Origin of the sequence: Citrobacter sp. JGM124, from assembly GCF_018257795.1 — a bacterium.
GTDB lineage: Bacteria > Pseudomonadota > Gammaproteobacteria > Enterobacterales > Enterobacteriaceae > JGM124.
The window spans coordinates 13,614-29,113 of sequence record NZ_JAERJD010000004.1 but is presented as its reverse complement, the minus strand read 5'-3'; the positions used below and the strand labels follow the sequence as shown (position 1 = coordinate 29,113).

Here is a 15,500-nt window from a genome sequence, read left to right as displayed (position 1 = left end):
CACCAGCATGTAATAAGTCCACCCTCTGGAGGTTATATGAAACGTTTTAATCTGTTGCGCCCTGTTGCCCTGTCCCTTTGTGTTGCTGGTGGGCTGGTCTCGATGCATTCGCAGGCAGCATTTCTACAGCCCGGAAAAGTCATTGCCGGTTCAGATATGACTTTCCCTCCTTATGAGTATATTGAAAATAACCAGCCCGCTGGATTCGATATTGAGTTGTTAAGCGGGATAGCTAAATCGATTGGTCGTGAATCAACGAATCTTGATACTCGCTTCCCTAACCTGATCCCTGGTTTACAAGGGGGGCGGTTTGATTTGACTAACTCCGCCATGTATATCACCCCTGAACGTCTGAGAGTGATTGATATGGTGCCTTACCTAAAAAGTGGTGAGTCAATCCTGGTTCGTAAAGGCAGTGATTATCAGCCAAAGGCCCCTGAAGATTTCTGTGGCCATAAAGTGGGGTCAATGGGGGCAACCTCATGGCTGGCACAGTTAGAGAAGCTCTCCATTGATTATTGCGTCAAGAAAGGGCTCAAACCAATTGAACTCAGTGTCTACACCACGGACCCACAAACGACGCAAGCACTGCTATCGAGCGCTGTAGATGCCCAGATCACCGATGCAGCAGTGGCTAAAGGTGTCATCAGTAAACTCGGGAATCGTGTTGAAATCTCTTCTGATACATTGATTTATCCAGTACTGAACGGATTTGGTGTTAAAAAAGGTAACACCGAAGTGAAAACAGCACTGGAAGAGGGACTGAAAAAATTCAGTGAGACGCCTGAATATGCCGCATTACTGAGTAAATACAATCTACAGGCCCCCACAGCCGAAGATATTCGCACGCTAATGCCAAAAGTGGAGTAACAGTATGGCTTACTCTCATGAAGAGCAAACCCGTATAGACTTGGCGGCGACATTTCGTATTATCGCGCGTCTGGGTATGCATGAAGCGGTGGCTAACCATATCAGCGCCGCTATTTCCAGCGATGGTAAACAGTTTTTGCTGAATCCAAAGTGGAAGCACTTTTCACGTATCCGCGCCAGCGATCTGCTGTTACTGGATGCGGATAATGAAGATAATGCTCACCGCAGTGATGTCGATGCAACAGCCTGGGCCATTCACGGGCAAATACACCAGCGTCTGCCAGAGGTACGGGTAGTTCTCCATTTGCACCCGGTGTATACCACAAGTGTCGCCTGTCTGGAGAAGCCACGCATTATCCCCATAGACCAAAACACAGCCCGCTATTTTAACCGTGTTGCGGTGGATGAATTATATGGGGGTATGGCTGACACTACGGCGGAAGGTGCCAGACTGGCAGCATTACTGGCAGATAAGCGTCGTCTGTTAATGGGTAACCATGGCATTCTGGTGACCGCCCCTTCAATAGGAGAGGCTTTTGATGATGTCTGGACGCTGGAGCGTGCCTGTCAAATTTTAGTCACGGCCTGGTCTACGGGTCAGCCGCTAAAAATACTTTCAGATGATATCGCAGAAAAAACGGCTCAGGACTGGGAAAAAATTGCCGACTTTTCTCGCCAGCACTTTGAAGAGATGAAGCAAATCATTATCGCAGACGATGCTTCGGTCCTTGATTAATACTCGTCATTCAGGCTGTCGTCACCCGGCTACGGCCTGTTTCTACCTTTCGTCTCTTCGATACAGTTTTATGTCACGATGCTAAAAAAAATGCCAGCCTGTTAAGGCTGGCATTTTTATTTAGAGCAGATACTTACATCAGCTGTTTGGTTAACTCGATAACACGCAGTTTAGCGATCGCCTTAGCCAATTCAGCAGAAGCCTGAGCGTAGTCCACGTCACCATGAGAGCCATGGATATGTTCTTCCGCTTGACGCTTCGCTTCAAGAGCCCGAGCTTCGTCGAGATCCTGTCCGCGAATTGCGGTGTCAGCCAGTACAATCACGTTATTTGGCTGAACTTCCAACACACCACCAGACAAATAGATAAACTCTTCTTGTCCGTTTTCTCTCACAATGCGGATCATACCAGGCTTAATGGCGGTAAGCAGCGGGGTGTGGCCAGGGAAAATACCCAGTTCACCTTCGCTACCTGTAACCTGGATCTTCTCGACCTTGCCGGAAAAAAGCTGCTTTTCCGCACTGACGACATCCAGGTGGTAAGTCGTTGCCATATCACCCTCCGATTAAGGCGTTAAAGTTTTTTAGCTTTCTCGACAGCTTCGTCGATGGAGCCAACCATATAGAACGCCTGCTCTGGCAGATGGTCGTATTCACCGTCCATAATGCCTTTAAAGCCACGGATGGTATCTTTCAGAGAAACATACTTGCCCGGAGAGCCAGTAAAGACTTCTGCGACGAAGAATGGCTGAGACAGGAAGCGCTGAATCTTACGCGCACGTGCTACAACCAGTTTATCTTCTTCAGACAGTTCGTCCATCCCAAGGATGGCGATGATGTCTTTCAGTTCCTGATAACGTTGCAGAATAGACTGCACGCCACGGGCAACGTCATAGTGTTCCTGACCCACAACCAGTGGATCCAGCTGACGGCTGGTGGAATCCAGCGGGTCTACTGCTGGGTAGATACCCAGAGAAGCAATTTGACGGCTCAGAACCACTGTTGCGTCAAGGTGCGCAAAGGTCGTTGCTGGTGATGGGTCAGTCAAGTCATCCGCAGGTACGTATACCGCCTGAACAGAAGTGATTGAGCCTGTTTTAGTGGAGGTGATACGCTCCTGCAAAACACCCATCTCTTCAGCCAGAGTTGGCTGATAACCTACCGCTGAAGGCATACGGCCTAACAGTGCAGATACTTCAGTACCGGCTAAGGTATAACGATAGATGTTATCGACGAACAACAGAACGTCACGGCCTTCATCACGGAACTTCTCAGCCATAGTCAGGCCAGTCAACGCAACGCGCAGACGGTTACCTGGTGGCTCGTTCATCTGACCATATACCAGAGATACTTTATCCAGTACGTTTGAGTCGGTCATTTCGTGATAGAAGTCGTTACCTTCACGAGTACGCTCACCTACGCCGGCAAACACAGAGTAACCTGAGTGTTCGATTGCGATGTTACGGATAAGCTCCATCATGTTAACGGTCTTACCTACACCCGCACCACCGAACAGACCAACTTTACCGCCCTTAGCAAACGGACACATTAAGTCGATAACTTTGATCCCGGTTTCCAGCAGATCCTGAGAACTTGACAGTTCTTCATAGCTTGGTGCTGCACGGTGAATAGCCCAACGCTCTTCTTCGCCGATATCACCTTTCATATCGATAGGGTCACCCAGAACGTTCATAATACGTCCCAGAGTAGCTTTACCTACCGGTACTTCAATCGGATGCTCAAGGTTAGTCACTTCCAGGCTGCGACGCAGACCATCAGAAGAACCCATTGCGATGGTACGAACAACACCGCCACCAAGCTGTTGCTGAACTTCCAGCACCAGACGCTCATTACCGTTTGTTACCTCGAGGGCATCGTACACTTTTGGTACGGCATCCTGAGGAAACTCGACGTCCACTACGGCGCCGATTACCTGGATAATCTTTCCAGTAGCCATCTTGTTGAATCCTCTACGTAATTCGTAAACCTGGTTATACCGCGGACGCGCCACCGACGATTTCGGTGAGTTCCTGAGTAATGCTGGCCTGACGTGCTTTGTTGTAAACCAACTGCAGCTCTTTAATCAGGCTGCCGCCGTTATCGGTAGCGGCTTTCATCGCCACCATTCGTGCGGCTTGCTCGCTGGCCAGGTTTTCTACAACGCCCTGATAAACCTGAGATTCCACATAACGACGCAGCAGGGTATCCAACAGCGCTTTAGGATCAGGTTCATACAGATAATCCCAGGATTTTTTCTCCAGTTCCTCTTCACCAGAAGCCGCGGGTAAAGGCAGCAGCTGAGTGATGGTTGGAGTCTGAGACATCGTGTTAATAAATTTGTTGCTGACAATATAAAGCTTGTCCAGACGGCCTTCATCATAGGCCTGCAACATCACTTTAACCGGGCCAATCAACTCGGACAGTGATGGGTTATCCCCCATGCCTGTCACCTGAGCAACAACATTGCCGCCCACAGAGTTGAAGAAAGAGACGCCTTTAGAGCCAATCAGGGATAAATCACACTGAACGCCTTTATCGGACCACTCTTTCATGTCAGCCAGCAGCTTTTTGAACAAGTTAATGTTCAAGCCACCACACAGACCACGGTCAGTGGACACCACCAGGTAGCCCACGCGTTTTACTTCGCGTTCATCCAGGTACGGGTGTTTGTATTCAAGATTACCCAGAGCAAGATGACCAATCACTTTGCGCATGGTATCTGCGTAAGGACGGCTGGCTGCCATTCTTTCCTGCGATTTACGCATTTTAGAAGCGGCGACCATTTCCATTGCTTTGGTGATCTTCTGCGTGTTCTGGACGCTTGCGATCTTACTACGTATCTCTTTTGCGCCGGCCATGACCTTCTCCTCAATACCTTGCGGCTTGCCCTAAGACAAGCCGCAAGATTTTACCAGGACTGTGTTGCTTTGAAGGAATCGAGGATGCCTTTCAGCTTGCCTTCGATTTCGTCGTTATAGCCACCAGTTTGGTTGATTTCTTGCATCAACGGAGCATGGTCACGGTCAACATAAGCCAGCAGAGCGGCTTCAAAGCTACCGATTTTCGCCAGCTCAACATCTTCGAGATAACCACGTTCAGCGGCAAACAGAACCAGAGACTGCTGCGCGACAGACATCGGCGCATACTGTTTCTGTTTCAGGAGCTCGGTCACTTTCTGACCGTGACTCAGCTGCTTACGGGTTGCATCGTCAAGATCTGATGCAAATTGGGAGAACGCTGCCAGTTCACGATACTGTGCCAGAGCGGTACGAATACCACCGGACAGTTTTTTCATGATCTTAGTCTGAGCGGCACCACCAACACGGGATACAGAGATACCCGGGTTAACCGCAGGACGAATACCCGCGTTAAACAGGTTAGATTCCAGGAAGATCTGACCATCGGTAATCGAGATTACGTTGGTCGGAACGAACGCAGAAACGTCACCCGCCTGGGTTTCGATAATCGGCAGCGCAGTCAGAGAGCCCGTTTTACCTTTAACTTCACCCTTAGTGAAAGCTTCAACATACTCGGCGTTTACACGCGCAGCACGTTCCAGCAGACGAGAGTGGAGATAGAAAACGTCACCAGGGAATGCTTCACGACCCGGTGGACGACGCAGCAGCAGAGAAATCTGACGGTAAGCAACAGCCTGCTTGGACAGGTCATCATAAACAATCAGTGCATCTTCACCACGGTCACGGAAGTACTCACCCATTGCACAACCGGCATATGGTGCCAGGTATTGCAGTGCAGCAGATTCAGACGCTGTCGCAACAACAACAATGGTGTTAGCCAGTGCGCCATGTTCTTCCAGCTTACGTACCACGTTAGAAATGGTGGAAGCTTTCTGACCGATAGCAACATAGATACATTTGATACCAGAGTCGCGCTGATTGATGATGGCATCGATTGCCAGAGCGGTTTTACCGGTCTGACGGTCACCGATAACCAGCTCACGCTGACCACGGCCGATAGGAATCATCGCATCCACAGACTTATAACCAGTCTGTACAGGCTGATCGACAGATTGACGTTCGATAACACCAGGTGCAATAGCTTCAACGGCGGCAAAACCGTCGTGATCTAAAGCGCCTTTACCATCGATAGGTGCACCCAGGGTGTTCACCACACGGCCTAACAGGCCACGGCCAACCGGTACTTCAAGAATACGACCAGTACACTTAACCTTCATGCCTTCGGCAAGGTCAGCATACGGGCCCATAACGACTGCACCAACCGAGTCACGCTCCAGGTTAAGTGCAATGGCGTAACGGTTCCCCGGCAGGGAGATCATCTCACCCTGCATAACATCGGCCAGGCCGTGTACACGGATAATACCGTCACTAACAGAAACGATAGTACCTTCGTTGTGAGCTTCACTCACAACATTGAACTGAGCAATGCGTTGCTTGATCAGTTCGCTGATTTCGGTGGAATTCAGTTGCATATGCTCCAGTTCCCTTAAGACTGCAAGACGTCTGCCAGACGATCAAGACGGCCGCGTACGCTACCATCAATAACCATGTCACCCGCACGGATGACAACACCTGCCATTACAGACTTATCAATATTGCAATTCAGCTTCACTTTGCGTGACAGACGTTTTTCCATCGCAGCGCTGATCTTCGAAAGCTGTGTATCACTCAACGCACTGGCAGAAGTCACTTCGACTTCGACCATGGCTTCAAGAGCCGCACGCAGTTGAATAAACTGCTTCAGAACATCAGGTAGCACCTTAAGACGTCCATTTTCGGCCATCACCTTTATCAGGTTCTGTCCATTGGCATCCAGTTGCTCACCACAGATAGCGATAAACGACTCAGAGAGCGTTTCCGGTGCTAAAGCACCAGACAGGAGCTCTGTCATCTGCTCATTTTCTGCAACTTCGGCGGCAAAAGCCAGCATACGCTGCCAGCTTTCTACGCTGTTGTGTTCGACGGCAAAGTCAAAAGCTGCTTTGGCGTAGGGGCGAGCTACAGTAACAAATTCAGACATCGGCCCCTCCCTCCTTACAGTTCAGCGACCAGTTTATCGACGATGTCGCTGTTAGCAGCTTCATCTACGGAACGTTCGATTATCTTCTCGGCACCGGCTAAAGCCAGCAGAGCCACTTGCTTACGCAGTTCTTCACGAGCGCGTGAACGCTCCGCATCGATTTCTGCCTGAGCCTGTTCAACGATTTTAGTCCGTTCCTGCTCTGCTTCAGTTTTCGCTTCATCAATGATCTGAGCACGGCGTTTATTTGCCTGTTCAATAATCACCTGAGCTTCCGCTTTAGCTTGTTTCAGCTGGTCGGTCGCGTTGGCCTGTGCAAGGTCAAGGTCCTTTTTAGCACGTTCTGCAGAAGAAAGACCGTCAGCAATCTCTTTCTGACGCTTTTCGATGGCTGCGATTAACGGCGGCCATACATACTTCATACAGAACAGAACAAACAGGACAAACGCGATGGCCTGGCCGAGGATTGTTGCGTTAAGATTCACAGCACAATGCCTCTTTATTAGTTAACGTTTGATATTGCTTAAATTTAATTTAAAGCAACGTTCACTACGCGACAGCAAACATCACGTACAGTCCCAGACCGACAGCGATCATCGGGATAGCATCCACCAGACCCATGACGATAAAGAACTGAGTACGCAGCAGAGGAATCAGATCCGGTTGACGAGCAGCGCCTTCCAGGAATTTTCCTCCAAGGATGCCGATACCGATCGCAGCACCGATTGCCGCCAGACCCATCATCACAGCGGCAGCCAGGTACAGCAGATCCATATTCAGGTTTTCCATGACAGTCTCCAGTTTATTTCAGTTAAAACGTACTAGTTAGTAAAATTAGTGTTCTTCAGACGCCATCGACAGATAGACTATCGTCAGAACCATGAAAATGAAGGCTTGTAACGTAATGATCAGTATGTGGAAAATGGCCCACGGCACATTCAGAATCCACTGTGACCACCACGGCAACAAACCAGCAATCAGAATGAAAATCAACTCACCGGCATACATGTTGCCGAACAGTCGCAGACCCAGTGATATAGGTTTAGACAGCAGGCTTACTCCTTCAAGGATTAGGTTGATAGGAATTAATGCCCAGTGGTTGAACGGCTGCAGCGTCAGCTCTTTCGTGAAGCCGCCAATGCCTTTCATTTTGATGCTGTAGAATAGAATCAGGATAAACACGCCCAATGCCATCGAGAGAGTGACGTTCACATCAGCAGACGGAACAACACGCAATGCTGGCAAACCAAAGACATGCTCACCTATCATAGGTAGCAGGTCGACGGGGATCAGGTCCATAAAGTTCATCAAGAAGACCCAAACGAATACCGTCAACGCTAAAGGAGCGATAACCTTGCTTTTGCCGTGGTACATGTCCTTGACATTACCATTAACAAAACCAATAACTAGCTCAATTGCTGTTTGGAGTTTACCCGGAACACCACTGGTTGCTGTTTTGGCAACTTTGCGGAATAACACCAGGAACAACAGACCCAGGACAACGGAGAAAAACATGGAGTCTAAATTGAGTATCCAGAATGTGTCCGGGGCGTTATGCGAATCCACCAGCGAGAAAGTACGCAGGTCCAACTGAAGATGAGTCAGATGGTGGCCTATATACTCCTGCGGTGTAGAGATTTCTCCTGCAGACATTATGACTCTTACCCTTTGTTGTTAATTACAGCTGGTGCGAGTATCTGCACAACCAGCACCGAAACCCACGTCACTATTAGCGGCAAGAAAACCGCTTTAAAATACGCCAGCGCCACCACAAGAATAGCAAAGGTTGCGATCATCTTCGCGATTTCACCAAAAGCAAATGACCAGGATATGCGGCCTTTACCAGGTGTGTGTGCCTGATGGCGCCAGGCAAAAAAAGCAAATAATACATTTGGCAGCCAAACTGCCATGCCTCCGCCTAATGCAGAGAGAGCCCAAACAGGGCCCTTTAAGCAAAACAGCAATCCGATTGCCAGCATTACCAAAAACTGCAGTAACAGAAGTTTGCGAGCGACACTTCCAATGTAAAACGACACTGACATGAGTTTATCTACTCCCGGCTCCTTCGAAGAAGGTTGCGTGTCGTAATAAGACAGCCTTTGCTAGTGAGAGTCAAGCCTCGAAAAGCGAGCAAATTATACGGTTCGGCCCCGTGATTTCAAACAATAAGTAGCGAAAACATGAACAAATATTTAAATATTTTTCTACGGGGCATTTTTATAACTTTTAATACGCCACTCAAACGACCTGATAACGATAAAATGGGTGAAAATCACTCACTATAAAGTGTGCATTTGATCACAAATCCCGTATTTCAGTACTATCAACATTTTTGTTGAAACGTAATGAAGCAAAGATAACAAACTGATTAATATAGATTAATTAATTAAATCTTGTTAAAACAGTCCTAATACGTCAAGAAACCTTTATTTGACATTCCCATCAATGTTTCAAGATCGCATTAATCTGTGTTTTGCTCATTTTTAGGATGTTTATATTTTAAACTGAAATGATAACCAAAGAAACTATTTGATAATCATTCTTGTTTGTTAATGAAAAAGTTAATTTATTGTGAATTAATATGACAGTTATTCATATTACCCGGCTTTTTTGTTAACGTACTAAAATCAGGGTTAATCACATGATTCTTTGATACGGATTAATATTTGACAGATTTTATACGCACTAAATGGCGCTCACCTTCCAAATTTTTTACCGTCAATCTGACAATGTCTTCAACAACAAATCCCGCAGGTAATACAGAAATTTCGTCATCTGGACGAACCCCCTTTAATGCATAGAAACGTCCGGATTCAGCAGGCAAGTGCTGACACCAGTTAACCATGTCAGTAAGTGAGGCAAATGCACGGCTAATGACACCGTCAAAAGGTGGCTCTGCTGAGAACGCTTCTACACGGCTCTGTACAGGTGTCACATTATCCAGTTTCAGTTCATGCTTCACTTGACGCAGAAAGCGCACTCGCTTACCCAGGCTATCCAGTAAAGTAAAATGAGCATCTGGACACACTATGGCAAGGGGAATACCAGGTAAGCCAGGCCCGGTGCCAACATCAATAAATCGACGCCCCTCCAAATAAGGAGCCACCACAATGCTGTCAATAATGTGGCGTACCAGCATCTCTTCCGGGTCACGTACCGACGTTAAGTTATAAGCTTTATTCCACTTATGGAGCAACGCGACATAATCGACCAGTTGTTGTTGTTGATGCTCAGAGAGCGTAATACCTTCATCATTCAGTAAGCGAGATAATTTGTTCAGCACAGTTAAAACCTATTAAAAAAGGCCAGGAAACCCTGGCCTGAGACTGACGACGAACCTTATTGTATTTTTAAGGATAACGATCCGGTCAATAAATAAGGGTTATCAATGATCATTTATGCACTACGGCGCAGTAATCCTTGCTTTTTCAACCAGATCAGTAAAATCGAAATAGCGGCTGGCGTAATACCAGAAATGCGCGATGCCTGCCCAATAGAAACGGGTTTGTGATCATTCAGCTTCGCGATGACTTCATTAGACAAACCATTAACTTGTCGATAATCGAGAGTTTCAGGTAACAAGGTGTTCTCATTACGTTGTTGCCTCTCGATCTCCTCTTGTTGACGGGCAATGTAGCCTTCATACTTTATCTGAATCTCAACTTGCTCTGCGGCCTGAGCATCAAGGAGCCCCGGAGCAAACACAGGCAGCTTAACCATCGTTTCATAAGTCATTTCAGGGCGGCGCAACAGTTCTTCACCATTGGCTTCGCGAGACAGTGGAGCACTGAGCTGGACATTCACTTCAGCAATGCCCTCAGACTGCGGATGCAACCAAATATCTTTCAGGCGCTGGCGCTCTTGTTCAATCATCTCAAGTTTAGCGTTAAAGCGCGCCCAACGTTCATCGCTTACCAGACCTAATTCTCGACCAACTTCCGTTAAGCGCAAATCAGCATTATCTTCACGTAGCATCAGGCGGTATTCTGCACGCGAGGTAAACATGCGGTAGGGTTCTTTGGTACCCAAAGTACAAAGATCATCAACCAGAACCCCGAGATAAGCTTGATCACGACGTGGGGACCAGCCTTCTTTCTCATCAGCACAACGGGCTGCATTAAGCCCCGCCAGTAAGCCTTGAGCACCGGCTTCTTCATAGCCCGTAGTACCATTAATTTGGCCAGCAAAAAACAGTCCCTGAATGAGCTTACTTTCCAGCGTTGGTTTCAGATCTCGCGGATCGAAAAAATCATATTCAATGGCATAGCCCGGACGAACGATCCGTGCATTTTCCATGCCTTTCATCGATCGTACAATCTGCATTTGGACATCAAAAGGTAAGCTGGTAGAGATACCATTTGGATAAATTTCGTTGCTGGTTAAACCTTCTGGCTCAAGGAAGATCTGATGCGCATTACGGTCGGCAAACCGCATGACTTTATCTTCGATTGAAGGGCAATAACGTGGGCCGATACCTTCAATAACGCCGGCATACATCGGGCTGCGATCGAGGTTATTACGGATAACCTCATGTGTATTTTCGTTGGTATGAGTAATGTAGCAAGGTATTTGCCTTGGATGCTGACTGACATCTCCCATAAACGAGAATACAGGTAATTGTTCATCACCGTGTTGCTGGGCTAGCACACTGAAGTCAATGGTTCTGGCATCAATACGCGGTGGTGTACCTGTTTTTAACCGACTGACACGCAGAGGTAAATCCCGTAAACGGCGAGATAACGGGATCGACGGAGGATCTCCCGCTCTACCACCGCTGTAGTTATCCAGGCCAATGTGGATCTTACCATCGAGGAATGTTCCTACGGTCAGTACCACTGCTTTGGCACGAAATTTTAGCCCCATTTGAGTGACTACGCCGGTCACTTTATCGTTCTCAACGATAAGATCTTCAACAGCTTGCTGGAAGATCATTAAGTTAGGCTGATTCTCAAGGGCTGTGCGTACCGCCTGACGATAAAGGACTCTGTCAGCCTGAGCGCGAGTGGCTCTTACAGCAGGGCCTTTGCTGGCGTTTAGTATCCTAAACTGAATGCCTGCATGATCGATAGCCTGAGCCATTAAGCCACCGAGTGCATCCACTTCTTTGACCAAGTGTCCTTTGCCAATACCACCAATAGCCGGATTGCAGGACATCTGCCCCAGTGTGTCGATATTGTGTGTCAGAAGCAGGGTCTGTTGACCCATACGAGCGGCAGCCATTGCCGCTTCTGTGCCTGCATGACCCCCGCCGATAATGATGACGTCAAAAGGATCTTGATAAAACATGGTAACTGCCTCGCGATTTTGCGATGAGGATTATAACTGCCCGGGCTGAGGATTCTACTCAACTTTAGTCCCAGGAGGAAGTGGTGGGATCATCGCTAATTAAAAGAAGATCTTTTTTATTTAAAGATCTCTTATTATGATCTCTTATTAGGATCGACAGCTTCTGTGGATAACCCTTTTTACCGCTTTTAGATCAAAAGGATATTAAGGATCATTTACTGTGAATGACTGGTGATCCTGGAGCGTATAAGCTGGGATCAAAGTGCATACTTATACACAGAGCAGAAAGTGAGCAGGTGTTATACCTTGGATAACTACGGGTTACTACAAGGTTTTAAGTGTAGTTATCCACATTTAAATGCTCGATCTTTACACAAAAGGGAGTAATTTTTTCCAGGAATCAAGCCAAATCTCGGCCGGATCTTCAGGAATGTCATGATCGAGTACGTTAATTTTCTCGATTTCCCCCAGTCGTACCGCCCCGGATCCTGTGAAAAGTTGATCTATTTTTTCGATCGCCCCACAGAAGGTGTCGTATTCTTTACTGCCAATCCCTATTGCCCCGTACTGAACACGACTCAGATCCGGTTTTTTCTCAAGGATTGCGGTATATAAAGGTAAAAGGTTATCCGGTAGATCCCCGGCACCGTGGGTTGAAGAGACCACCAGCCATAAACCTTCATCAGGAAGATCTTCCAGTTGTGGCCCATGCAGCGTCGTGGTACTGAATCCTGCCTCTTCCAGCTTTTCTGCCAGATGTTCTGCCACATATTCAGCACTACCGAGCGTACTGCCGCTAATCAGAGTTATATCCACCATGGTACCCCACCTTTTTAGATCGTCGCACATTGTACGCTGTGAATGAGCAGGGATCTACCTGTGGATAATATGGGTATTAAATATAATGTTTAAGGACGTATGGTACGCATGATCGGGTTTTGCAGCGAGATCAATGTTTCAGTGGACTGAATTTCATCAATTGTTTGGATCTTGTTGATAAGTACTTGCTGTAGTGCATCAATCGAACGGCACATCACTTTAATGAAAATACTATAGTGGCCTGTGGTGTAATAGGCTTCTGTTACCTCGTCGAGACTCTCCAGTTTTGCCAGGGCTGAAGGGTAGTCTTTGGCACTTTTTAATATGATGCCGATAAAGCAGCAAACATCATAACCAAGCTGTTTAGGGCTGATATCAATCCGAGCCCCGGTGATGATCCCAGCCTGTTTCATCTTCTCTACACGTACATGAATAGTACCAGGGCTGACTTCAAACTGTTTTGCTAACTCAGCGTATGCAGTGCGTGCATTTTCCATTAATGCTTCAAGTATCCCGCGATCAAGATTATCGATTTGATAATTATTCATTGTTTTTTCCTATGAAAGATATTGGTTTATCATTTTTTATACCCTTTTTTTATTGAATTAAAAAGAAGGTGGCCTTTTTAATTGTTGATTATTGAATTTACTCTCAGTTTTGTTGCTTAATGATTTACAGGGACAACACAATAAAGAGAAAGATCATGAAAACTGCCTACATCGCTAAACAACGCCAGATTAGTTTTGTTAAAGCCTTCTTCTCTCGTCAGCTGGAAGAGAAACTGGGGCTGATTGAAGTTCAGGCCCCGATTCTTAGCCGCTTAGGTGATGGCACACAAGATAATCTGTCCGGAAGCGAAAAGGCAGTACAGGTCAGAGTTAAAGCGATTCCTGATGCTCAGTTTGAGGTCGTACATTCACTGGCAAAATGGAAAAGGAAAACACTCGGCCAGCATGACTTTAGTGCGGGCGAAGGGCTTTACACGCATATGAAAGCCTTACGCCCTGATGAAGATCGTCTGTCACCTATTCACTCTGTCTATGTTGATCAGTGGGACTGGGAACGCGTAATGGGGGATGGGGAACGTCATTTAGGCACACTGCATAAAACCGTTGAAAGCATTTGGGCTGCAATTAAAGCGACCGAAACTGAGGTGGCCAAGGAAACAGGACTGACGCCATTTTTGCCAGAGAATATCCATTTTGTTCACAGTGAAACACTACAGCAGCGTTACCCCGACCTGGATGCTAAAGGGCGTGAACGTGCTATCGCAAAAGAGTTAGGCGCTGTATTTCTTATGGGAATAGGGGGAGCATTGGGAGACGGTAAACGTCACGATGTACGTGCCCCTGATTATGATGACTGGTCAACAACGACTGAGCCGGGTTTTGCTGGTTTGAACGGTGATATTTTAGTGTGGAACCCCGTTCTGGAAGACGCTTTTGAGCTGTCATCTATGGGGATCCGCGTGGATGCAGAGGCACTTAAACGTCAGTTAGCACTGACTAATGATGAAGATCGCCTGAAGCTTGAATGGCATCAGTCTTTGCTTAAAGGTGAAATGCCGCAGACTATTGGTGGTGGGATTGGTCAGTCTCGTTTAACCATGTTGTTATTACAATTGCCACATATTGGTTTAGTTCAGTGTGGTGTATGGCCAACTCAAATTAAGACACAAGTGAGCGAATTGTTGTAAAACAGCCAGTTCCTGCCCGTAATCTAACCCGGTATCAAACGCCAGAAATGATACCGGGTTTTTATATTAAATAATGGGTTTAATAATATTTAATTCAATTAATTTCCAAAAGAACTAATTATATTATTATTCTCATACAGATAAATTACTCCCTATCAGACCAATTCTTTTTTCAACTTATTAGATTTTTATATATGATTGACTAAGTTGTTTACTTCCACCCCATTATTTTTCTATGTGATAAAAAGCGATTTTTAATTTATTATTTCATTCCCTTAATATAGGATGTTTTTCAGCATATATTTTTTGCTGACTATTTATCACAATGTATAACACAGGTGAAGTAAATTAATTTTATTTCACCCTGATTGATTTCATTAATAATAGTACATATCAATTAGAGTTGCTTTTTATCGAAAAAAGGAGTTTATCATGAGTGAAATAGGTTCAGATTTTTCTTCTCACAACATGACATCCAGGCAGATATCACTCGATAGTCTGGTACTGGATCTTGATGATGAAACACAGCATAATGACTCTTTCGTTACAGAACTAACCGCTTATCACTTGATGGGACGATATCAAAAGCAGTCTGTTTTAAATATATTATATGAAATGGAAATGACAGACAGTATTAGTCAGTTGGAAGAATTAAAAATTAAAATGGGGGAGTATTTACGACAACTTCAGAATGAATTAATTGAAAAACGAGGTCTTTTCTTTGTTATTAAGAATGAGGGCTGTGTGGATGTTCATGGTGAATTAGCCAGTGATATAAATACTCAGCACCGAGATTTATATATTAAAGAGCTTGTGAGCTATTATGAAGTCATTAAAGATTTAAAAGAAGTTTCTGAAGCATTAAATTCTAATTCAAATACATTTGATAATAGCGGGGTATCTACTTTTAATGATATTCAGGATGCGGCAGTAAACTTTCTGGGTGACTCTTTTCCTGTTGATGTAGTGAGAATCCCACACTCATCCAGTCTGTATGGTGACCTTTCCGCCGTGAGTCTTTTAATGCATAACTTCTCTGCAAGGGTCCCTGATTTTATTTATAATTGTGGTGCTATTGAAGTAAATTAATGCGTTG

17 protein-coding genes are annotated in these 15,500 nt (G+C 46.0%); 4 read left to right on the top strand and 13 right to left on the bottom strand.

The features are described 5' to 3' along the window. Nucleotides 1–36 precede the first annotated feature (36 nt). Nucleotides 37–870 carry an ABC transporter substrate-binding protein gene (locus JK154_RS06565; RefSeq protein ID WP_211991724.1) on the top strand — a complete coding sequence of 278 codons (834 nt, stop codon included), beginning with the start codon at nucleotides 37–39 and terminating at the stop codon, nucleotides 868–870. A gap of 4 nt (nucleotides 871–874) precedes the next feature. Then, nucleotides 875–1,606: a class II aldolase and adducin N-terminal domain-containing protein gene (locus JK154_RS06560; protein WP_211991723.1), complete on the top strand. Its 732-nt coding sequence runs from the start codon at nucleotides 875–877 to the stop codon at nucleotides 1,604–1,606. A 133-nt stretch (nucleotides 1,607–1,739) separates the two neighbouring features. Here JK154_RS06560 and JK154_RS06555 read toward each other — a convergent pair whose 3' ends face one another. The 13 genes from JK154_RS06555 to asnC all read right to left on the bottom strand — a co-directional run bounded on the left by JK154_RS06555 (nucleotide 1,740) and on the right by asnC (nucleotide 13,256). Continuing rightward, a complete protein-coding gene (locus JK154_RS06555) occupies nucleotides 1,740–2,159 on the bottom strand; it encodes a F0F1 ATP synthase subunit epsilon (protein ID WP_211991722.1) in 420 nt (139 codons plus the stop codon). A gap of 20 nt (nucleotides 2,160–2,179) precedes the next feature. Further along, a complete protein-coding gene (gene atpD / locus JK154_RS06550) occupies nucleotides 2,180–3,562 on the bottom strand; it encodes a F0F1 ATP synthase subunit beta (protein WP_211991721.1) in 1,383 nt (460 codons plus the stop codon). A 34-nt stretch (nucleotides 3,563–3,596) separates the two neighbouring features. Then, nucleotides 3,597–4,463 (bottom strand): F0F1 ATP synthase subunit gamma, encoded by an 867-nt coding sequence (atpG, locus tag JK154_RS06545; protein ID WP_211991720.1) that lies wholly within the window; start codon nucleotides 4,461–4,463, stop codon nucleotides 3,597–3,599. A gap of 50 nt (nucleotides 4,464–4,513) precedes the next feature. Next, a complete protein-coding gene (atpA, locus tag JK154_RS06540) occupies nucleotides 4,514–6,055 on the bottom strand; it encodes a F0F1 ATP synthase subunit alpha (protein WP_211991719.1) in 1,542 nt (513 codons plus the stop codon). A 14-nt stretch (nucleotides 6,056–6,069) separates the two neighbouring features. Continuing rightward, nucleotides 6,070–6,603 carry a F0F1 ATP synthase subunit delta gene (gene atpH, locus JK154_RS06535; protein WP_211991718.1) on the bottom strand — a complete coding sequence of 178 codons (534 nt, stop codon included), beginning with the start codon at nucleotides 6,601–6,603 and terminating at the stop codon, nucleotides 6,070–6,072. A 14-nt stretch (nucleotides 6,604–6,617) separates the two neighbouring features. Further along, entirely contained in the window at nucleotides 6,618–7,088 is a 471-nt protein-coding gene (atpF, locus tag JK154_RS06530) for a F0F1 ATP synthase subunit B (RefSeq protein ID WP_211991717.1), read from the bottom strand. Between the two features lie 64 nt (nucleotides 7,089–7,152). After that, on the bottom strand, nucleotides 7,153–7,392 hold the full coding sequence (gene atpE, locus JK154_RS06525; RefSeq protein ID WP_007369368.1) for a F0F1 ATP synthase subunit C: 240 nt from the start codon (nucleotides 7,390–7,392) through the stop codon (nucleotides 7,153–7,155). 45 nt (nucleotides 7,393–7,437) lie between these two features. Next, nucleotides 7,438–8,256, bottom strand: a complete 819-nt coding sequence (gene atpB, locus JK154_RS06520; RefSeq protein WP_211991716.1) for a F0F1 ATP synthase subunit A — start codon at nucleotides 8,254–8,256, stop codon at nucleotides 7,438–7,440. Between the two features lie 8 nt (nucleotides 8,257–8,264). Beyond that, nucleotides 8,265–8,645, bottom strand: a complete 381-nt coding sequence (gene atpI / locus JK154_RS06515) for a F0F1 ATP synthase subunit I (protein WP_211991715.1) — start codon at nucleotides 8,643–8,645, stop codon at nucleotides 8,265–8,267. A gap of 617 nt (nucleotides 8,646–9,262) precedes the next feature. Then, on the bottom strand, nucleotides 9,263–9,886 hold the full coding sequence (gene rsmG / locus JK154_RS06510; protein ID WP_211991714.1) for a 16S rRNA (guanine(527)-N(7))-methyltransferase RsmG: 624 nt from the start codon (nucleotides 9,884–9,886) through the stop codon (nucleotides 9,263–9,265). A 113-nt stretch (nucleotides 9,887–9,999) separates the two neighbouring features. Beyond that, complete coding sequence (mnmG, locus tag JK154_RS06505; RefSeq protein WP_211991713.1) at nucleotides 10,000–11,889, bottom strand: tRNA uridine-5-carboxymethylaminomethyl(34) synthesis enzyme MnmG; 1,890 nt, start codon at nucleotides 11,887–11,889, stop codon at nucleotides 10,000–10,002. 369 nt (nucleotides 11,890–12,258) lie between these two features. Next, nucleotides 12,259–12,708 (bottom strand): FMN-binding protein MioC, encoded by a 450-nt coding sequence (gene mioC, locus JK154_RS06500; RefSeq protein ID WP_211991712.1) that lies wholly within the window; start codon nucleotides 12,706–12,708, stop codon nucleotides 12,259–12,261. 89 nt (nucleotides 12,709–12,797) lie between these two features. After that, nucleotides 12,798–13,256, bottom strand: a complete 459-nt coding sequence (gene asnC, locus JK154_RS06495; protein WP_211991711.1) for a transcriptional regulator AsnC — start codon at nucleotides 13,254–13,256, stop codon at nucleotides 12,798–12,800. A 155-nt stretch (nucleotides 13,257–13,411) separates the two neighbouring features. Between asnC and asnA the strand changes: the two genes are divergently transcribed. After that, nucleotides 13,412–14,404, top strand: a complete 993-nt coding sequence (gene asnA / locus JK154_RS06490; RefSeq protein ID WP_211991710.1) for an aspartate--ammonia ligase — start codon at nucleotides 13,412–13,414, stop codon at nucleotides 14,402–14,404. 432 nt (nucleotides 14,405–14,836) lie between these two features. Then, nucleotides 14,837–15,493 carry an NleF caspase inhibitor gene (locus JK154_RS06485; protein WP_211991709.1) on the top strand — a complete coding sequence of 219 codons (657 nt, stop codon included), beginning with the start codon at nucleotides 14,837–14,839 and terminating at the stop codon, nucleotides 15,491–15,493. Nucleotides 15,494–15,500: the final 7 nt, after the last annotated feature.